This is a genomic window from Acinetobacter sp. ACZLY 512, from assembly GCF_023614015.1.
GTDB classification, from domain to species: Bacteria; Pseudomonadota; Gammaproteobacteria; order Pseudomonadales; family Moraxellaceae; genus Acinetobacter; species Acinetobacter soli.
This window is the reverse complement of the sequence record NZ_JAKIVI010000013.1, coordinates 1-19,502: the sequence shown is the minus strand read 5'-3', so window position 1 is coordinate 19,502 and position 19,502 is coordinate 1. Positions and strand designations below refer to the sequence as shown.

Sequence of the window (19,502 nt, the reverse complement as noted above, 5' to 3'; positions counted from 1 at the left end):
TTATTCAATGATCGCGCTTTTTTTAGTTGCTGTTGCCCGATCATGTCATCCCTAATACCTCTACATCAGCATATATAACGTATTCGGGATGACGGATGCGAGCATTATCTCTGAATCAACAGTCTATTTGCTTTTTGATATCCTCGTGGTAAGAGTTGACCTTTCGATGCACGCTTACCGATGTATTTCTGAAGATCATCACCTTTTATTTTTAAATGCTGTTGACCCGCATCCACCTGAATTATTTCATTTAAGTTGAGTAATGTCATGGACAAAATTTGTTCTTTGTCTTCAAGTTGTATCAACTTATTACCCTTGCCTTTATTTAAAGTTGGTAATTCTGACAGATCAATAATCAGTAATCGGCCCGCCGAACTCAAAATTGCCACATGGGTAGAGGCCTGCAATGAAAGCAAAGGCAAGGCCGTCGCTTTTTCGGGAAGGCTCAAAAAGGCTTTACCGGCTTTGGCACTGGTATCGAGGTGTTTGGCTTGCGTTTTAAACCCGTATCCTGCGCTACTGACGGCCAGCAACTCGCTGTCATCGTCACCGATCAATACCTGAATAAACGACACGCCATTGGCTGGTGAAAGCTTTGAACTTAGTGGCTCGCCAAGCCCTCGTGCCGATGGTAATGCATTGATTGCCAATGCATAGCTTCGACCTGTTTCGTCCAGCACATATACACGCTGGTTGGTTTTACCTACTGCATGACTCTGGTACTGATCACCCGCACGATAATTGAGGTTCTCTGCATCGACTTCGCCTTTGGCGGCGCGAATCCATCCCGCTTCGGACAACACCACCGTCACGGTTTCCGCTGGAATTAAATCATGTTCTTTGATCTGTACCGCTTCTTCACGCTCAACAATTGGAGCGCGACGATCATCACCAAATTTTTTGGCATCTTCTTTCAGTTCATTAATGATCAGTGTTTTTAACGATTCAGGATTCTCAAGTTGTTCACGAATAATTGCAGCACGTGCAGCCAGCTCATCTTGCTCACGGCGAATTTCCATCTCCTCAAGCTTGGCCAAATGGCGAAGTTTAAGTTCTAAAATGGCTTCAGCCTGAATCTCATCGATATTAAAGTGCTGCATCAACACTGGCTTAGGCTGATCTTCTTCACGAATGATCTTGATCACGGTATCGATATCCAAATACGCAATCAATAGCCCGGCTAAAATGTATAACCGCTTTTCAATTTTATTTAAATGGTACTGTAAACGGCGAGTGACCGTCGCTTTACGAATGTCGATCCATTCAAGCAAGATGCGTCGAATCGATTTCACCTGCGGTCGCCCGTCGGCACCAATCATGTTGAGATTGACCCGATAACTGCTTTCAAGATCGGTGGTCGCAAATAAATGACTCATTACTGCGGCAGCATCTACACGATTTGAGCGCAGCACAATCACCAAGCGCGTCGGGTTACGATGATCTGATTCATCACGGACATCACTGACCAGTGGCAGTTTTTTGGCCTGCATTTGATCGGCAATTTGCGTGATCACTTTTGACCCTGACACCTGATATGGCAGCTCGGTAATAATAATCTCGTTTTTATCGACACTGTACACCGCACGTACACGATAACTGCCACGACCGGTACTCTGAATTTTAAGTAGCTCGTCTTTTGGCGTAATAATTTCTGCTTTGGTCGGTAAATCTGGCCCTGGAATGAACTCCGCCAGTTTTTGCTCAGACAGTTCAGGATTACGAATCAGCGCGATCGTACCTTTTACTACTTCACGCAAATTATGCGGTGGAATATCGGTCGCCATACCGACCGCAATGCCTGTGGTACCATTGAGTAAAATATTGGGAACACGCGCTGGCAAGTTAATCGGTTCTTTGAGTGATCCGTCAAAGTTATCTTGCCAATCGACCGTTCCCTGACCCAATTCACTCAGTAGCAATTCACTATACGCCGACAGTTTGGCTTCGGTATATCGCATCGCAGCAAATGATTTCGGATCGTCTGGTGAGCCCCAGTTACCCTGACCTTCGACCAGCGGATAACGATAGCTAAATGGCTGAGCCATCAACACCATGGCTTCATAGCAGGCAGAGTCACCATGCGGATGATACTTACCCAGTACATCCCCTACGGTACGGGCCGATTTTTTGGGTTTCCCGGTCGATTTTAAGCCCAGTTCGCTCATGGCGTACACAATACGACGCTGTACAGGTTTTAGACCATCACTGATGTGGGGCAATGCACGATCCATAATCACGTACATGGCATAGTTCAGATATGCCTGTTCGGTAAACTCGGCAACGGAACGGTTCTCAGTCGCATGATGCGCAAGGCTGGTCATAACAACGAATCATCCTAAATAATAGTTTTGTCTTGTTTGTTATCCTATGTCGCCAGTCTTGGAGACACAAGGGTATGTCTCCAAGCAGTGCGTCAAATTATGTCTTATGATGTAAAACTAGCCAGTTTTCTAAATGAAAGCAATGCTTTTATGATTAAAGTCCAATTGACTCCAGTGTTTTTCCTTGGGTCTCTTCACCAAGCATCACAATCACCAAAGCCACAGCCAGCAATACCAGCGTGAACATCATAAAGACTTGATGAAATCCGTCGTGTCCAACCATCATATGTGTGACCACAATAGGCGCCGCAATACCGCCAATGCGGCCAATCGCAGATGCCCAGCCTGCGCCAAAGGCACGAATATTGGCCGGATACTGCTCAGGCGTATAGGTATACAAAACGCCCCAAGCGCCCAAATTGAAAAAAGACATTAAACAGCCCCAGACCATCACACTGAACATACTGTCGGCTTGACCAAACAGATAGGCCGAGATGGCACAGGCCGTGATAAAACTGGCAAGCGTCGCCTTACGGCCTAGGCGCTCAATCAACCATGCCGCACACACATAGCCCGGTAATTGCGCCAAAATCATAATCAGCACATATTCAAAAGATTGCACCACGGTATAGCCTTGCTTAACCAACAGGCTCGGTAACCAAGTAAAAATGCCATAGTATGAAAACACGATGCCAAACCAGATCAGCCAAAGCATCAGGCTTCGCCGGGCAAAGGCGCCCGACCAAAGCTGCTTAAACGAAACACGCTGCTTTTCGGCCACGGGTTTCACCACCAAATGCTCAATCACAGGTACGCCAGCTTGCCGTTCGATCTCTTGTACCAGTTCATGGGCTTCATCAATGCGTCCGCGATTGATCAGGTAAGGAATGGATTCTGGAATTTTTTTAATAATCACATAAACATAGAGTGCTGGAAGTCCACCCATTAAAAAGGCAATTTGCCAGCCAAATTTTGGAATAACGAAATATGAAACCAGTGCCGCGACCAACCAACCCAAGCCCCAGAAACTTTCCAACAATACAATAAATCGCCCACGTACGTGCGAGGGAATATATTCACTGACTAAAGTCACCGCAACCGGAAGCTGTCCACCCAAACCGACTCCCACAATAAAACGAAATACCAATAACCATGTCAGATTGGGTGCAAAAGCGCAGGCCGCAGTGGCCAGACTATAGATCAACAATGTGGTTGCAAACATGGTTTTTCGGCCAAAACGATCTGCCAATCCACCAGAGCAGACTGCACCAATCGCCATTCCGATAAAGCCAATGCTTACAATCCAGCCACTTTCGGCTGGCGTTAGTGCCCAGTCCTTGACCAAAGTGGTTAGGATAAATGCAATGATGCCGGTATCTAGTGCATCAAACATCCAGCCTAATCCGACCACCCATAACAAAGTATAGTGGAACTTTCCAACCGGCAAATTTTCTATTCGTGATACTAAATCCATGATCCAAACTCAATCAGTCGCGATGCGAGACATCAGGGGAAGAAACCAGTAACTTTATTTGTGTCACTTCTTGTTGCTTTTAAGTATACCGATGTTAACAAGAGGAATGCTGAAGTTTTAAAAATTAATTTTTATTGTGATATTAATCACATTATTCTGAGTGTACTTTACTGATGACAGTAAGTTCTAGATCAAGATAGGCACACGTGGGCACGGTGTGCCAAATGCTATGGTTAATGCTTGTCGGTCGATGAAGCGGAGTCAGCGTCGTCATCCTGATAAATAAATTTGGGCATTTCCAGTCCAAAATAAATCGCAATCACACGCAGTACAAAACCAAAAATCAGCGTAAAGATCACCGTTAGCTCAAGTGACATCCCAATTTGCAGGCATAGCCAATAACAAATTACGGCCACAAACGAAATACTGGCATATAACTCACGGCGGAATACCAGCGGTACGTCATTACATAAAATGTCACGCAAAATACCACCCGAAACACCCGTTAAGACACCCGCCACAGCCGATACCACAAAGCCATGCCCCATTTGCAGGGCAATCTGACAGCCAATAATAGTAAAGCCAATCAGGCCCAAGGCATCTAACAGCAGGAAAATATTGCGCAGATGGCGCATCCATTTGGCAATTAAAATGGTGAACAAAGCAGCACAGCAGGTCAGTACCAAATACTCAGGATGCTTCACCCATGTGAGCGGATAATGGCCCAGCAAGACATCTCGCACCGAGCCTCCCCCTAATGCAGTCACACAGGCAATCAGGATGACACCGAACCAATCCATACTACGCCGACCAGCAGAAAGCGCACCAGTCATGGCTTCTGCGGTAATTGCAACAATATAAATAATCGTCAGTAACATCGCCTTCATCCGCTCAGGCTAAGAGATGGCGGTTATTCTAAGTCAGTTATAGAAATTTGGCACAACATTGTTTAAATTTTTTCTGCGAGCCACATACACATGGCTGTTTCATTGTGATGGGCATATCGAGTGTTGGATCAAGAAAATACCAGCGCCCAGCAAAATACACAAAATGCGAGATTTCATGATGCATCTGAGCCTGCTGACCATCATGATAATGCGCTTTAAACTCGACCTGCGCATGGCATTTGTCAAGTTTGGCAAGATGATGAATCACCTCAAGTTGAAGCCATGTATTGCGCTGACTCCAGTCTGCAATCGCGTCACGGTCTAGATAAGACTGCTGCCCCAAGGCGGTGGTCTGAATCAGATAATCAATCTGTTGTAATGCAAATGCACTATAGCGCGAGCGCATGAGCTGTTCTGCACTGCTTGCGTGTTGCTGCCCTTGGTGTAATGGGGCGCAACAACTCATGTAAGCACCCTGCCCACATGGACATGCCTGTATTGAAGTCATGACAATTCTCTGGATAAAAATAGCCCGATAACGGGCTATGCTTTAGGGAATGAAGCGGATTTAATCGTTACTAGAATGATGCGCAGGATCTGCCACGATATGCACTTTTTCAATTTTGTGTCCGTCCATGGTCACCACTTCAAAAATATAACCATCTGCAGCAACCTTTTGCCCGTTTTCTGGCAAACGCCCCAAATGAAACAACAAATAACCCGAAAGCGTCGAGTATTGTTCCGTTTCATCCACCAGATCGCGGTTTAACAGTAAAGATACATGGCGAATATCGGTTGAACCTTCAAGAATCAACGATCCATCATCTAGACTTTCTGCTGCTGCTTCCAGCTCATCTTCGTCAGGAAACTCCCCTGCAATCGCCTCCAAGATATCGATCGGCGTCACAATACCTTCAATCGAACCGTATTCGTTGAGTACGATGGCCATTTGTAAAGGTGCTTGGCGTAGCTGTTCCATCACCATCAGTACCTGTGCATTTTCATGTACAATCATTGGCTCACGTACGTGATGGCTAAAATTCAATACACCCGTTTCCACATACTCGTTTAATACTTTATGTGTCAGGCAAATACCTTCAATGTTGTCGAGTTCACCTCGGGCTGCGATCAGGCGCGAATGCGTCATCGAGAGCAGACGTTCTTTGAGTAACGCAGGCTCGACATCCAGATCGATCCACTCGATTTCCGGGCGCGGCGTCATCACCGACTTCACCGGACGCTCTGACAACCCCAATACACCTTGTACCATCACGCTATGATACGCGCTGTTTTCTTCATCGAACATTTCGTCGGCAAAGGCTTGTGTAGCCAATACATTTTCGTTTTCTTGCTGCTGAGTGTCATTACTGGTGCTGGCTGCTTTACCGCCAAGCATTTTCATGACGGCCGAAGCGGTGCGATAACGTAGATCTGTGGTCGTGACCAGCTTTTCCTGATTACGGCGCATGGTCTGGTTCATCATTTCAATCAGTACTGCAAAGCCGATCGCGGCATATAAGTAACCTTTTGGAATATGGAAACCGAAGCCTTCAACCACCAAAGAGAACCCGATCATCATCAAGAATGACAGACACAAGATCACCACAGTTGGATGTTTGTTGACAAAATCCATGAGCGGCTTAGACGCCCACAGCATAATTCCCACTGCAATAATGACGGCAATCATCATCACCGATAAATGCTTGACCATACCAACCGCAGTAATCACGCTATCGAGTGAGAAGACGGCATCCAGCACCACAATCTGCACAATCACCATCCAGAACGTCGCGTGAACTGGGTTTTCCTCTTTCTGAAACTGCTTGCCTTCCAAGCGCTCATGCAATTCCATGGTGCCTTTAAACAGCAAAAACACCCCACCAAAGAGCAGAATAAGATCCCGGCCGGAAAAAGGATGGTCGAAAATATGAAATAAGGGTGCGGTAAGGGTAACAACCCAGGCAATTGAAGCCAGCAGGATCAGGCGCATGCCCAAAGCCAGAATCAGCCCGACAATTCGGGCAGTATTACGCTGCTCTGGCGGAAGTTTTTCTGCAAGAATGGCAATAAAAACCAGGTTATCGATACCCAGTACAATTTCAAGCACAACCAGCGTAGCCAGACCCACCCATGCAGAAGGATCAGACATCCATTCAAAAATCATTGATGCTTCTCCCCAAACGTCAATATTGGATGGATATAGTCAGGCCAAATGGCAGATCTTGCCAGACAAGATGAATGATAAAAATTGCTGAAAAAAACGAAAGCGTCAAAGCGACGACAACCACTACCCATGTTCATATATATGTTGTTAAACCGTTTTTCAGTATAGGCAAGATCAGTTGGAAATTCACCATTTTTATTGAACGGATATTGTTACCTGTTGCGGGCAATTACATGGTCATTTTGCGATCGTGTCGGGTTTTTGTGAGCCCGCGATAATTTGTCATAGTTCTTGCTTAATATTAAGCAATGCAATAACGTGATAAGGTAAAAATGAAAAGATGAATAGCGTAGTAGAAATGACCTTAGAGTTAAACAGCACAGCCAAAACAAGCCAACCCCTCATTGCCCTTTACTGCGGATCACGCGTCGGAAATAAACCCATTTACAAAGAAACTGCCATTGAACTGGCACAAGGTATTGCAGAACACGGATTTGGTATTGTCTACGGTGGTGCCAGCATTGGTCTAATGGGCCAGGTGGCAGATACCGTCCTTGAACACGGCGGAGAGGTCGTCGGTGTGATTCCAGAATTTATGCTGGACTATGAAGTCGCCCACTCTAAACTGACTGAATTACATGTGGTGCAAACCATGCATGAACGTAAAGCCATGATGGCCGAGCGTGCCGGTGCTTTTGTTGCCCTTCCGGGCGGACTGGGTACCTTTGAAGAAATCCTAGAAATTGCCACTTGGGGGCAACTCAATCAACATCAAAAGCCCATGATTTTATTTAATGTGAATGGCTTCTACGACGCCCTGATCGCACAGCTCGATCATGCAGTTGCAGAAGGTTTTCTTCCTCCCCAACATCGTGCCAAACTAATTGTCTGCGACACTTTTGACGAAATTTATGGCGCTGTTAAAAATCTCAATTCACCTCACCGTTTTATGGCATAAGCGCTTTGCGGGCATGTGTTGCTTGATGGCTAACTACCATTACGCAATACATGGCTTGCAGTAAGACTATAGGCGTGTCTTGCATTTCATGCTAATTTTCACCTGACTTCTTTGCAATTCTTCATCTCATGAATGCCACCCCAACGCATCAACGCTTACAGCCCGAATACAAACTTCTGGTTTTGTTGGTTTCGATTGGTTTTTTTATGCAGGCGCTTGACACCACCATTGTCAACACAGCCCTTCCCGCCATGGCTCGCAGTCTCCATGAAGATCCACTTCGTATGCATGGTGTGGTGGTCGGCTATGTGTTATCTGTTGCTGCGTGTATTCCGCTCAGTGGCTGGCTGGCCGATCGTTTTGGTGTACGTAATACCTATTTTGCGGCCATTATTATTTTTACACTGGCCTCACTGGGCTGTGGTCTGTCGCAAAGCTTAAATGAGCTGATTGTTTTCCGGATCATTCAAGGGATTGGTGGGGCATTATTATTGCCGGTAGGCCGATTGGCGATGCTAAAACTGATTCCACGGACACAGTTTTTATCCGCCATGAGCCTGATGAGTCTGGCTGGATTGGTTGGTCCTTTAATCGGACCGACACTCGGCGGATGGCTGGTTGAGGTCACTACGTGGCACTGGGTATTTTTAATTAATATTCCCATGGGGCTTTTGGGGCTTTTAATCACCCTCAAGGCCATGCCAAACATTAAGGAAAAAACCGTTAAATCTTTTGATTTAAGTGGTTTTATCTTACTGCTCGTGGCGATGGTCGGTTTATCTTTAGGAATCGAACAACTCGCTAGCAAAGAATATCCGCAATGGGTCAGCCTCAGTTTACTTGGCGCTGGCATTGGCTCGGCATTCATCTATGCTTACCATGCACATATGCATGAGAACGCGTTATTTCGCAGCACACTCTTTCATAATAAAATTTACGCCATTGGTATTTTAGGGAACTTCTTTGCCCGTTTTGGCGGTAACGCCGTCCCCTTTGTACTGCCCTTGATGTTACAGGTGGCGTTTGGTTTTGAACCTTTTTATACCGGTTTGATGATGATTCCGCTGGTTTTGGGTTCATTGTTTTCAAAACCGATTGTGCGCCCAATTATTCAGCGTCTTGGGTATCGGCGTGTATTGATCATCAATACGTTATTGGTCGGAAGCTGTATCGCAAGCTTTTCCCTGACCACGGCAGAAACACCTGAATGGCTGCGTGCCATTCACTTTTTTGTGTTCGGCACGCTCAATTCTATCCAGTTTGTTTCGATGAATACGCTTACGCTCAAAGACTTATCCCAGCAACATGCCAGTAGCGGCAATAGCTTTTTATCGATGATCATGATGCTGTCTATGAGTATCGGCGTAGCCTTGGCAGGTACACTGGTCAATATTTTCAGTCAGCAGTTTGGTACACAAGACATGACCCGTACCTTTCATGCAACCTTAATCTGCCTTGGCTGTATTAATATTATTACCGCAGTGATTTTTTCTAAAATTCCGCGTAATACGCCAGTTTAACGATTCGACATGGTACAGCGTTTAACTTCTGGTTATGATGAAGCAGAGGATCGAGCCAAGATACACGCATGAAATCACGTCATATTTTTAAATCTATTTCTCCAGCTCACTGGTTAGGGCTGGGTTTTTCTGTGCTGTTGTTGATCTTGCTCTATTTTGGTTTTTTTTATAATCAGAAAGCTTCTGCACAAGATTATCCAGTAAAAGGGTTTGATGTCTCACACCATCAAGGTGAGATCAACTGGTCCAAAATTCCCGCTGATCAATTTCGTTTTGTTTATTTAAAAGCCACTGAAGGTGGCGATTACCAAGATCCCAAATTTCAAGATTATTGGTTAAAAGCGCGTGAACAACGGCTGCATGTTGGGGCCTATCATTTTTACCGGCTTTGCCGAGACGGTACGGTACAAGCAGAGAATTTTATTAAAACTGTTCCCACTAAAGCAGATGCACTTCCACCAGTGATTGACCTTGAGTATGACACGGCTTGCATCGATACATATACGCAAGAACAGTTGCTAAAGGAAATCCAGATCATGCACGATCGGCTTAAGGCCCACTACGGTAAACAGCCAATTTTTTATGTCTCAACACGTTTTTATCATATTGTGCTGATGGGACATTTTAAAGAAACGCCACTATGGATTCGCGAGTATGATCAAAAGCCCGAGCTTAAAGACCAGCGTGAATGGGTGTTCTGGCAATACAACCGCAAAGGCAAAATCAAGGGCATTGAAAAACCAGTCGATCTGAATGTCTATGCAGGCTCCTTAAAAGAATGGCGTGATTTTGTCGCGCCCACCGTAAAGCAGTAGGCAGACCAGCATGCGAAAAATTATTCACATCGATATGGATGCCTTTTATGCGTCGGTAGAACTGCGTGAGCGACCAGAACTGCAACACTTGCCCGTGGTGATTTCCTCACATCATCCGCGTGCAGTAATTGCCGCAGCCTCGTATCCTGCACGACGTTACGGATTACGCTCGGCCATGCCAATGGGTCAGGCCCGTAAACTCTGTCCAGATCTGATCGTGATTGAGCCAAACTTTGAAAAGTATCGAGCGGTTTCACAACAGATTCATCATGTTTTTCAGCAATATACTTCGCTCATCGAACCCCTTTCCCTAGATGAAGCCTATCTGGATGTGACCGAAAATCTCAAGCAATTGCCCAGCGCCACCGATGTCGCCATTCATATTCGTCAGGATATCTGGAATCTGACGCATCTCACTGCATCTGCTGGTGTCGCACCGAATAAGTTTTTGGCCAAAATCGCATCTGACTGGAATAAACCGAATGGCTTATGTGTGATCAAACCCCATCAGGTTATGGACTTTATTCGCGATCTACCACTAAAAAAAATTCCGGGCGTTGGCCGCGTTACCCAAGCCAAACTACAGCAATTAAAACTCGAAACACTGGGGGATTTACAACATATCGATGAAGCCGTACTGATTCATCATTTTGGAAAATATGGCAAGCAACTGTATCTGTATGCGCAGGGAATAGACCATCGCGTGGTTCAAAGCGAGCGTGTGCGCCAGCAAATTTCCAAGGAAACCACTTTCGATCAAAACCTGTACCTCAGTGAATTTGACATCTACTGGCGACTATTGGCTGAAAAAGTCTGGCTATCGTTGCAACACAAACAATTGCAGGCACGTGGTATCAGTATCAAGCTTAAAACACCAGATTTTCAGATCTTCCAGCACAGTAAAAGCTTTAAACGCGCCTTGGCGTCGCTTGAAGAATTTCAGCATGCTCTGGGTGTGTTATTAACCGAAATGCAGCTACAGCCCGCTGCACAATATCGCCTGATTGGAGTGGGCGTCTATCAGCTTGGACCTCGTGAGAGCGATTCACAGCTTTCATTTTGGTAAGCAGTCAAATTTGATCAAAAAAATAAAACGGTCTTTGAAAAGTTGTTTCACTTTCTGGCTATTTTGGAGTACTCTTAGGCTCGCAAATGCATTTACCCATGTATCTGCTGCAATGTATACGGGACACCTTTACCCTATACATTATGTCCTGCGATTGGCGTGACGACCAAATCCGAATGTTGCAGGGCATCCGTTCTGAACGCATGGGATTCTCAAGTATCAATGGCTTCAAATCTAGCATCTTCTTCTTCCCACGAAAAACGCGCACGCAAAGCCGCTCTGAGTAGTTTTATCGGTGCCGTTGTCGATTGGTATGATTTCTTATTGTATGGCATTGTTGCCGCACTGATTTTCAATCAGCAATTTTTTCCAAGTATTAGCCCTGCAATGGGTACCCTCGCTGCTTTTGCAACGTTTGGGGTGGGTTTCTTGTTTCGTCCGTTAGGTGGTGTGGTATTTGGCCATTTTGGCGACCGCATCGGGCGTAAAAAAATGCTGTTTTTAACCGTTTTCCTGATGGGCACGGCCACAGTACTAATTGGATTATTACCCAACTTTGAGGCCATTGGTTGGTGGGCACCCGTTCTTCTGGTGCTACTACGAGCAATTCAAGGTTTTGCTGTTGGTGGTGAATGGGGTGGCGCAGCCTTGATGGCTGTTGAAAATGCACCGCAGGATCGAAAGGCATTTTACAGCAGTGGTGTTCAAATCGGATATGGCGTCGGCTTAATGCTCGCCACTGGTAGTGTTTCGGGCATTATTTATGTATTCGGACAAGAGGCTTTTGCCGACTGGGCATGGCGTATTCCCTTTATCGCCAGTGTGGTCTTGGTTCTCTGTGCCTTATGGGTTCGTGGCGGACAAGAAGAATCACAAGAATTTATTCAAGAAGTTGCAAAAACCAAGACCCAAACAACCAAAATTCCGCTATTTGAAGCGGTGCGTCAAAATCCTAAAGCGTTCTTTTATATTATTGCACTGCGTTTGGCCGAGCTACTGACCATGTATTTGGTCACAACCTTCGCGCTCAACTACTCCACTAAAAATCTAGGGATGTCTTCAAGCTTATTTCTGAATATTGGCTTGATGGTCGGTGCGATTAGCTGTCTGACCATTCCCTTTTTCGCACATATTTCCGACCGCTTTGGCCGTCGCCGGATGTGTGTGATAGGCGGTTTAATCGGGGCAATCTGTGCATTTCCTTTCTTTTTGGCACTTGAAAGTGGCTCTACGCTCTGGATCGTGATTTTCGCGATTTTGCTGGCCAATCTTTCACACGATATGGTGGTCAGTGTTCATCAGCCTATTTTTACCGAGCTCTTTGGCGCATCATATCGTTATAGCGGTGCAGGTGTAGGCTATCAGGTCGCCAGTATTGTAGGGGGCGGATTCACCCCATTCATCGCAACAGGATTGATTACGCTGGGTAACGGGCATTGGCACTATGTGGCATTTTATTTAACCTTGGGATGTTTATTAACTGCGTGTGTTGCAGCACGAATGAAAGCACAAGTACAATCGGCAGATCTTTCTTCTGGTTATCCCCATACAGGAAAATAAATGACCGTACAACGATTGCACGTCGAAAAGCGCTTCTCAGAAATCGCGATTGCTGGAAACTTGGTTCATCTTGCAGGTCAGTTGGCTAGCGATACGAATCTTGATATCACAGGTCAAACCCAGCAAACGCTGGATATTATCGATCGCTTTTTAGCAGATGCAGCTACAGACAAGCGCCATATTCTCTCTGTGATGATTTTCTTAAAAGATATTGAGCGCGACTATGCTGCAATGAACGCTGTCTGGGACGCTTGGTGTGCAGACATGCAAGCCCTACCGCGCACGTGTGTAGAAGCCAAAATGTATCATCCTGACGTATTGGTCGAAATGACCGTAACTGCCGTTAAGCCTTAATCAGCTTTTTGCAAAGATGCTGTATTTGACCAGTCGTTCACTGGGTTCACTGGTCATCACATAGCTCATTTCATTTGCTGCCTTGGCTGGATACACATCGCGACGCAGTGCTGCCAATTGTGGCACTTGCGTGTAATGTAAAATCCGATAACCTGCCGATTGCAGCAGTTGCTCTTTATAACTGTCGTGCTGAGTGCGGCGGACGTGCAAAGGGTCGGAAAAATCAATCACCGCCAACACATGATACTGATGATCTAAAATCACAAAGTCGGCCACCATATTTTGATATTTATAACGTGTCCGCGGTAATTTCGTGGTGATCAGGGCATCGAAAGACACTCGAGCCAAGACGGTCAGTTCTGGCAATGCCTCTTTAAGACGATTGAAAAATAGTTGTTCATGCGCACTAAATACGGCACGCTGTTTCAGTACACTGTCATTTTTTTGTTTCCGCTGTAGCCCCTTCAGACTGGCAAAAACAAACAGGGCAAAAATACCCACAATCAAGAACCAATACATGTATCTCATTCCTTTTATCTATTTTTATAGTTTCGGTTTACAGCCGAATTTTAAATCTTGACCCAATTTTTTATCATCATGGTCAAACGCTTCCATCGCATGTGTTTAACTTAAAGTGTTCTCCTGCCTTTGGCAAGTACGACCTTCGGACAAATGCTGCTTTATCAAGCCAATGTTTGAATCACTTTCATGTGATGCGTGGCATATCTCACTTTAATTCATCTCATAAAAACTGTTATCTTCAAATCAGTTAACGCTTACGGTTACATCTATGACATGATCAATTGCTGGGCCAAAGTGCAATGGGAATATCTTCCTTTTTTTATGTATAAGTTTTGCGACTTGAGCCCGATAAAAAAGCGCCTCTCTCAGGAAGCGCTTTTTTATAGGTCTTATCGGTGTGACTTACTGCGTGGCTTGGAGCGCTGTGACTTCGAATCGGATGACTGCCGATCTTTGGTTTCACGTGGAGGCAAGCCCGTGTGCTGCGTCAGGATTTGACCTTTTTGCGGTCGCTTCTGGCCTTGAGAGGCAGGTTGCTGAGCACTTCGTTTAACCGAATCACCTGCTGCAGTCGAGTTTTTCTTACGCGCTGATTTGTATTCACCTTCTGTGCCCTTCGGCTGATAGGTTGGAATCAAATGCTGCTTAGAGTTACCAATCAAGTCGGCACGGCCCATTTCTTTTAATGCTTCACGCAGCATTGGCCAGTTATTTGGATCATGGTAACGTAAGAATGCTTTATGCAAACGACGACGTTTTTCACCTTTCACGATATCGACGTTTTCAGTGTAGCGTGCCACTTTGGCCAACGGGTTTTTGCCCGAATAGTACATAGTGGTGGCGGTGGCCATTGGCGATGGATAGAAAGTCTGCACCTGATCGGCACGGAAACCATTTTTCTTCAGCCAGATTGCCAAATGCATCATGTCGTAATCCGAAGTACCCGGATGCGCCGCAATAAAATACGGAATCAGGTATTGTTCTTTGCCTGCTTCTTTACTAAAGCGCTCAAACATTTGCTTAAAGCGGTCATAGGTTCCGATGCCCGGCTTCATCATTTTTGATAAAGGCCCTTGCTCGGTATGCTCTGGCGCAATTTTTAAGTAACCGCCCACATGATGCTGTACCAATTCTTTGACGTATTCAGGGTTCAAAACTGCCAAGTCATAACGCAGGCCTGATCCAATCAGAATTTTTTTCACGCCCTTGATCTGGCGGGCTTTACGGTATAACTGTACCAAAGGTGCATGATCGGTATGCAAATTCTGACAAACGCCCGGATAAACACACGACGGTTTACGGCAGTTCTTTTCAATTTCTGGATCTTTACAATGCAAACGGTACATGTTTGCCGTTGGACCACCCAAATCCGAAATGATCCCGGTAAACTGCGGCGCAGTATCCCGAATTTTTTCAATTTCACGTAAGATCGAGTCTTCAGAACGGTTCTGGATAATCCGTCCCTCATGCTCGGTAATCGAACAGAAGGTACAACCACCAAAGCAGCCACGCATGATATTGACCGAAAATTTGATCATATCAAACGCTGGAAAACGTGCATTTCCATAAGATGGATGCGGTAAGCGAGCATACGGCAAGTCAAACACATAATCCATTTCTTCCGTAGTAAGCGGAATTGGCGGTGGATTAATCCAGACATCACGCTCGCCATGACGTTGCACCAAGGCACGGGCATTCCCCGGATTGGTTTCTAAATGCAAGATACGGTTGGCATGCGCATATAGCACCTGATCGTTGGCGACTTCTTCAAAAGAAGGCAGACGAATTACAGCCAGTTCACGTGGCGGTAATTTATGCTTGATTGCTTTCGATGCAGCAGGCTGGAGCTGCACAATTTGCGTATCTGGGTCGAGTTGATCACCTTCACGAATAATCGGATTCGCAACAATTTCTTTTTGAAAATTCTGATACTGGGCCAGTGAATTGCCTTTTTCTTTTTCGACTTCACAGCCGTCGATATCTTCCGTCATCACATAAGGGTTGATAATCGGATCGACACGGCCAATGGTGTCGACATCGTTACTGGCAATCTCAACAAATTTTGCTTTCGCAGCTTTATTGTGTTTATTGATAATAAATGCAGTACCACGCACATCATTGATGTCATGAACTTTTTCACCTTTTGCCAAACGGTGCATCACTTCAATCACTGCACGTTCGCCATTCCCATACATCAGTAAATCGGCTTTAGAGTCCATGAGAATGGAGCGACGAACTTTGTCCGACCAGTAATCATAATGCGCGATACGACGCAAGCTTCCTTCAATTCCGCCAAGTAAAACCGGAACATCCGGAAAGGCTTCACGGCAGCGCTGACAGTACACCGTTGCCGCACGATCTGGACGCTTATTCGGCGCATTATCCGGTGAATAAGCATCATCCGAGCGGATTTTTCGATCTGCCGTATAACGGTTGATCATCGAATCCATATTACCGGCAGTCACGCCCCAAGCAATGGTCGGTTTACCCAAAACACGAAAGCTCTCGACATTGGTCCAATCGGGTTGTGCGATAATCCCGACACGAAACCCTTGTGCTTCGAGTACACGACCGATCACACCGGATACAAATGACGGATGGTCGATATAGGCATCGCCACAGACCAAAATAAAATCGCAGGCATCCCAGCCAAGTTGGTCCATTTCCTCGCGTGACATCGGCAAAAATGGCGCAGGTTCAAAACACGACGCCCAATATTTGTCGTAATCAAACAGCGCTTTTGGCGCGGTCTGCATGGTATAGGCTGTAGACATAGCTTGCGATTCTCGGCTTGCTGAAGTGATGGGATAACATCAAAGATGAAAGCCGAGCATTTTAACATGAATACCCTTCACTTTTCAGAATTATAAAAATCGTAGAAACAATGACATAACAATTAAATTGTATAAAGTTTAGACAGTTTTCAATTATGTTGCCAACTCGTGTGGCAACATACGATTTTTCTCGGTACTGACTCTGTATTTAAAACAGTGCTTTGGGTAGTTTGATCTGAATGATTTCATTATCATCGGCAAGTTTGGCATTGCGACCAGATGATCCCGGAAAATTATTGTCATTAATGACGGTAAGTGTATTGCCATTTTCAATCACAATATCTTCAATGGTTTCAAACGGAAACGCAAAATTTTGTCCCGTGCCGAGATCACCGTTTCGTGCAGTGGCATACAATAAATCAGGATTAGCAATCTGCATCAAATCGACTAAATCCTCACGATTAACCAGTTGGCCCGATGCATTAAGTTGAATGCGGATCAATTTTTTATAACCGCCTAAATTATTCTGGGTGGCATCGCGCTCGATAATAATACCTTGTTTGTCATTAAACAGTTGAAAGTCACCGATATTGGTGGCTTTGCTATCCAGTGCAAACCAGTAATACTGACCCGTATAAGCTTTTTTCTTGAGATCAAATTGTGAAATCAACAGATGGCGCTCGCTGTCATGCAAAGATTTGATCGGTTTTTCGATCAATGGATACAAATACTGCCCATCAGGTGAAATGGCCATGCCTTCAAAGCCGCCACTTTGCTGAACCAATGGTTCGACATAATTGATTTGAGCTTTATTCCATTGATTTTGAGGCGAGCGTAATTCTTGCGCTGGATTTAAAGGATGAGGTAATGGAATAGGTGCATCTAGCAACACCCCTTCTGCTGAAAAATGCAGTAAATATGGACCAAACTCATCACCAATCCAATACGTTCCATCAGGCGCGCGCTGCATCGATTCTGGATCGAAATCTGCACCTGTCAATAATCGTTCAGCACTATTGGCATTAACAATATCAAATGGAACGCGCTTGTTTGGATCGCGCAGCTGAATAAAGCTTTGTACCGTTACAGTGCCAGAGCCTTGGTTTTTGGTTTTAAAATCAGGGCTCAGTTTATAAATTCTGAGTAGAAAATCGGCAGAATTATCTTGTGTCCCGAAACCGTTATCCGCCATAACCATATAGCTGCCGTCTTTGTTTTTTAAGGCTGCGGAAAACCCTTGTACAGGCTGTCCTTTAAAAGGTGGATAAATACCATTGGCACCTTTTACGGCTTTACCTGAATCTGGTCCGCTGGCATAGGTATCTACAGGAAGTTTGGCAAAGGCCACCAAGGTTGGTTGACTGATCGAATCATTCGAGGCGGGCTGCGATGCATCATGCTCATCGTTACATCCAGCTAAACCCATGAATGCGCCACACAGGATCGCCAATACCGTTTTATTTTTCATGAAATGAGATCTAGAATTAAATTTTAGCTCATTAAATCAGCTGAATGTTAAGTTTTGACTTCAAAGGCATGACATCTTGATGTTCAATCTACCTAAATCAGTGTGATAAAGAACCAGAGCGGGTTTCAGCTCCCTTCTCTCTGGTTATTTACACTAAATAAAGCAATTGTATTACTATACTGAGCTACACATAGTTTGCTTTTAACATCATTATTTTGACTGGACTGCCGTATATTCTGTGATGGCTTGTCGGCCAATAGCAGGGTCGTCCGTAAAAATACCATCTACGCCTGCTTGAAAATAAAGTTTCATTTCCTTGATCGATCCGGATGCACATCGCTCATCTAAGCGCGCACTGCATCGTAAGGATTGTGGTAAGAAATTATTTTCAGGACGAAAGGTATAAGGATGCACTTTTAGTCCAGCCAAATGCGCATCGGTTACAAAGGCTGTGGTTTGTGTCATATCGGTATTTTTAAAGATATAGGATTTCGCTGGGCCTACACCATTGGCATATTGGGCGACATCTTTTAAACCCTGAGCCGTTGCCATGTCGGCATAAGTGGTTTTCGCTCCCTTTGCGACGGCATCGGCAGGTTGACTCCAAGATGAATCATAGAGTTGAATCAATTGTGCACGTTGCACACTTTTCAGTGCGGCCAACTGCTGTTTAAGATATTTTAAATTTTCAACTTCAAAAGACTGTAAATATATCGGTGCGATTTTTTGCGAATACTCATACTTTGCTAAAGTCTTGAGAAGAGGATCTTCAAGAGATAAATTTAACGTCTTAAAGTAAGTCGGATGCTTGGTTTCAATATATAAACCAATCACTTTGCCTGTTTTTTTATAATGCTGATTGGCCAGATCAATAATTTCATCTAAAGTCGGTATGCTGTACAAATCATTGAACTGTGTATTGGTAGGGCGATACTGTGGAATACGTTCGCGCGCTTTGAGTTGCTGCAATTCTTTTAAGGTGAAATCTTCAGTAAACCAACCGGTTATTGATACACCATCGATCACTTTAGTGGTTTTTCGATTAGCAAATTCAGGTAGGGTCGCCACATTAGTCGTGCCGCTGATTTCATTTTCATGACGTGCAACCAATACCCCATCTTTGGTAGAAACCAAATCTGGTTCAATAAAGTCAGCGCCATCATCAATGGCTTTTTGATATGAAGCAAGCGTATGTTCAGGACGTAATGCACTGGCACCGCGATGTCCAATCAATAAAATTTTAGGTTCTTGAACACTGGTACTTGGAGAAGCTGCCAAATCATCATGATCATGGTCATTACACCCACTCAGTGCAATCAAACTCATGCACCAAAAGACTTTTTTTAACATGTTGTCGCTCTAATTTTTTAATTTGAGCTCAAAGTTTGGACTAAAAACTTGTCAACGACATGACAAAAGCGTTAAAAAATAGAGAGCTTCTGGATTACAAAGCTGATTTTTACATGCATTTTTCCACTTATTTTAGGCATAAAAAAGCCCCCTTAACATATGTTAAGGGGGCTTAGTATTTAAAAGCTGGCGATGACTTACTCTCACATGGCTAACGCCACACTACCATCAGCGCGAAGAGGTTTCACTTCTGAGTTCGGGAAGGGATC

The 19,502-nt window shown here is 44.9% G+C and carries 14 protein-coding genes, 1 rRNA gene and 1 pseudogene; 6 read left to right on the top strand and 10 right to left on the bottom strand.

The window, feature by feature from the left end; translation table 11 throughout:
- Positions 1-104: 104 nt before the first annotated feature.
- The 5 genes from parC to L2096_RS13340 all read right to left on the bottom strand — a co-directional run bounded on the left by parC (position 105) and on the right by L2096_RS13340 (position 6,846).
- Positions 105-2,321, bottom strand: coding sequence for a DNA topoisomerase IV subunit A (gene parC / locus L2096_RS13360; protein ID WP_250365617.1), 2,217 nt, complete (start codon positions 2,319-2,321; stop codon positions 105-107).
- 154 nt (positions 2,322-2,475) lie between these two features.
- On the bottom strand, positions 2,476-3,795 hold the full coding sequence (gene niaP / locus L2096_RS13355; protein WP_250365616.1) for a niacin transporter NiaP: 1,320 nt from the start codon (positions 3,793-3,795) through the stop codon (positions 2,476-2,478).
- Positions 3,796-4,028: 233 nt separating this feature from the next.
- Positions 4,029-4,673, bottom strand: a complete 645-nt coding sequence (locus L2096_RS13350; RefSeq protein WP_076033362.1) for a trimeric intracellular cation channel family protein — start codon at positions 4,671-4,673, stop codon at positions 4,029-4,031.
- A gap of 46 nt (positions 4,674-4,719) precedes the next feature.
- Positions 4,720-5,190 carry a YchJ family protein gene (locus L2096_RS13345; protein ID WP_151809381.1) on the bottom strand — a complete coding sequence of 157 codons (471 nt, stop codon included), beginning with the start codon at positions 5,188-5,190 and terminating at the stop codon, positions 4,720-4,722.
- A 60-nt stretch (positions 5,191-5,250) separates the two neighbouring features.
- Entirely contained in the window at positions 5,251-6,846 is a 1,596-nt protein-coding gene (locus L2096_RS13340) for a TerC family protein (protein ID WP_004932118.1), read from the bottom strand.
- Between the two features lie 340 nt (positions 6,847-7,186).
- Between L2096_RS13340 and L2096_RS13335 the strand changes: the two genes are divergently transcribed.
- The 6 genes and pseudogenes from L2096_RS13335 (at position 7,187) to L2096_RS13310 (ending at position 13,119) form a co-directional block, all read left to right on the top strand.
- Positions 7,187-7,804, top strand: a complete 618-nt coding sequence (locus L2096_RS13335; RefSeq protein WP_004932115.1) for an LOG family protein — start codon at positions 7,187-7,189, stop codon at positions 7,802-7,804.
- Between the two features lie 128 nt (positions 7,805-7,932).
- Positions 7,933-9,324 (top strand): multidrug transporter subunit MdtD, encoded by a 1,392-nt coding sequence (mdtD, locus tag L2096_RS13330; RefSeq protein WP_048765990.1) that lies wholly within the window; start codon positions 7,933-7,935, stop codon positions 9,322-9,324.
- Between the two features lie 146 nt (positions 9,325-9,470).
- A pseudogene (locus L2096_RS13325) lies at positions 9,471-10,139 on the top strand (glycoside hydrolase family 25 protein); the annotation flags it as partial.
- A gap of 10 nt (positions 10,140-10,149) precedes the next feature.
- Entirely contained in the window at positions 10,150-11,205 is a 1,056-nt protein-coding gene (dinB, locus tag L2096_RS13320; RefSeq protein ID WP_250365614.1) for a DNA polymerase IV, read from the top strand.
- A 222-nt stretch (positions 11,206-11,427) separates the two neighbouring features.
- Positions 11,428-12,765: a shikimate transporter gene (shiA, locus tag L2096_RS13315; RefSeq protein ID WP_004932103.1), complete on the top strand. Its 1,338-nt coding sequence runs from the start codon at positions 11,428-11,430 to the stop codon at positions 12,763-12,765.
- Entirely contained in the window at positions 12,766-13,119 is a 354-nt protein-coding gene (locus tag L2096_RS13310) for a RidA family protein (protein WP_250365613.1), read from the top strand.
- On the opposite strand, the gene L2096_RS13305 is transcribed toward L2096_RS13310, so the two are convergent.
- From L2096_RS13305 to rrf, 5 genes are all read right to left on the bottom strand, one after another.
- Positions 13,120-13,638, bottom strand: a complete 519-nt coding sequence (locus L2096_RS13305; protein WP_004932097.1) for a DUF2726 domain-containing protein — start codon at positions 13,636-13,638, stop codon at positions 13,120-13,122.
- 392 nt (positions 13,639-14,030) lie between these two features.
- Complete coding sequence (locus L2096_RS13300; RefSeq protein WP_055415451.1) at positions 14,031-16,415, bottom strand: YgiQ family radical SAM protein; 2,385 nt, start codon at positions 16,413-16,415, stop codon at positions 14,031-14,033.
- 208 nt (positions 16,416-16,623) lie between these two features.
- A complete protein-coding gene (locus L2096_RS13295) occupies positions 16,624-17,883 on the bottom strand; it encodes an esterase-like activity of phytase family protein (protein WP_250365612.1) in 1,260 nt (419 codons plus the stop codon).
- A 210-nt stretch (positions 17,884-18,093) separates the two neighbouring features.
- Positions 18,094-19,233 carry a glycerophosphodiester phosphodiesterase gene (locus L2096_RS13290; protein WP_250365611.1) on the bottom strand — a complete coding sequence of 380 codons (1,140 nt, stop codon included), beginning with the start codon at positions 19,231-19,233 and terminating at the stop codon, positions 18,094-18,096.
- Positions 19,234-19,417: 184 nt separating this feature from the next.
- Positions 19,418-19,502, bottom strand: a 5S ribosomal RNA gene (gene rrf / locus L2096_RS13285); the annotation flags it as partial.

Excerpts from the sequence above, each read along its gene's own strand:
- L2096_RS13290 (WP_250365611.1), bottom strand. The coding sequence starts at position 19,233 with ATGTTAAAAAAAGTCTTTTGGTGCATGAGTTTGATTGCACTGAGTGGG.
- L2096_RS13310 (WP_250365613.1), top strand. The coding sequence starts at position 12,766 with ATGACCGTACAACGATTGCACGTCGAAAAGCGCTTCTCAGAAATCGCG.
- shiA (WP_004932103.1), top strand. The coding sequence starts at position 11,428 with ATGGCTTCAAATCTAGCATCTTCTTCTTCCCACGAAAAACGCGCACGC.
- dinB (WP_250365614.1), top strand. The coding sequence starts at position 10,150 with ATGCGAAAAATTATTCACATCGATATGGATGCCTTTTATGCGTCGGTA.
- L2096_RS13300 (WP_055415451.1), bottom strand. The coding sequence starts at position 16,415 with ATGTCTACAGCCTATACCATGCAGACCGCGCCAAAAGCGCTGTTTGAT.
- L2096_RS13295 (WP_250365612.1), bottom strand. The coding sequence starts at position 17,883 with ATGAAAAATAAAACGGTATTGGCGATCCTGTGTGGCGCATTCATGGGT.
- L2096_RS13340 (WP_004932118.1), bottom strand. The coding sequence starts at position 6,846 with ATGATTTTTGAATGGATGTCTGATCCTTCTGCATGGGTGGGTCTGGCT.
- mdtD (WP_048765990.1), top strand. The coding sequence starts at position 7,933 with ATGAATGCCACCCCAACGCATCAACGCTTACAGCCCGAATACAAACTT.
- niaP (WP_250365616.1), bottom strand. The coding sequence starts at position 3,795 with ATGGATTTAGTATCACGAATAGAAAATTTGCCGGTTGGAAAGTTCCAC.
- L2096_RS13345 (WP_151809381.1), bottom strand. The coding sequence starts at position 5,190 with ATGACTTCAATACAGGCATGTCCATGTGGGCAGGGTGCTTACATGAGT.
- parC (WP_250365617.1), bottom strand. The coding sequence starts at position 2,321 with ATGACCAGCCTTGCGCATCATGCGACTGAGAACCGTTCCGTTGCCGAG.
- L2096_RS13305 (WP_004932097.1), bottom strand. The coding sequence starts at position 13,638 with ATGTATTGGTTCTTGATTGTGGGTATTTTTGCCCTGTTTGTTTTTGCC.
- L2096_RS13335 (WP_004932115.1), top strand. The coding sequence starts at position 7,187 with ATGAATAGCGTAGTAGAAATGACCTTAGAGTTAAACAGCACAGCCAAA.
- L2096_RS13350 (WP_076033362.1), bottom strand. The coding sequence starts at position 4,673 with ATGTTACTGACGATTATTTATATTGTTGCAATTACCGCAGAAGCCATG.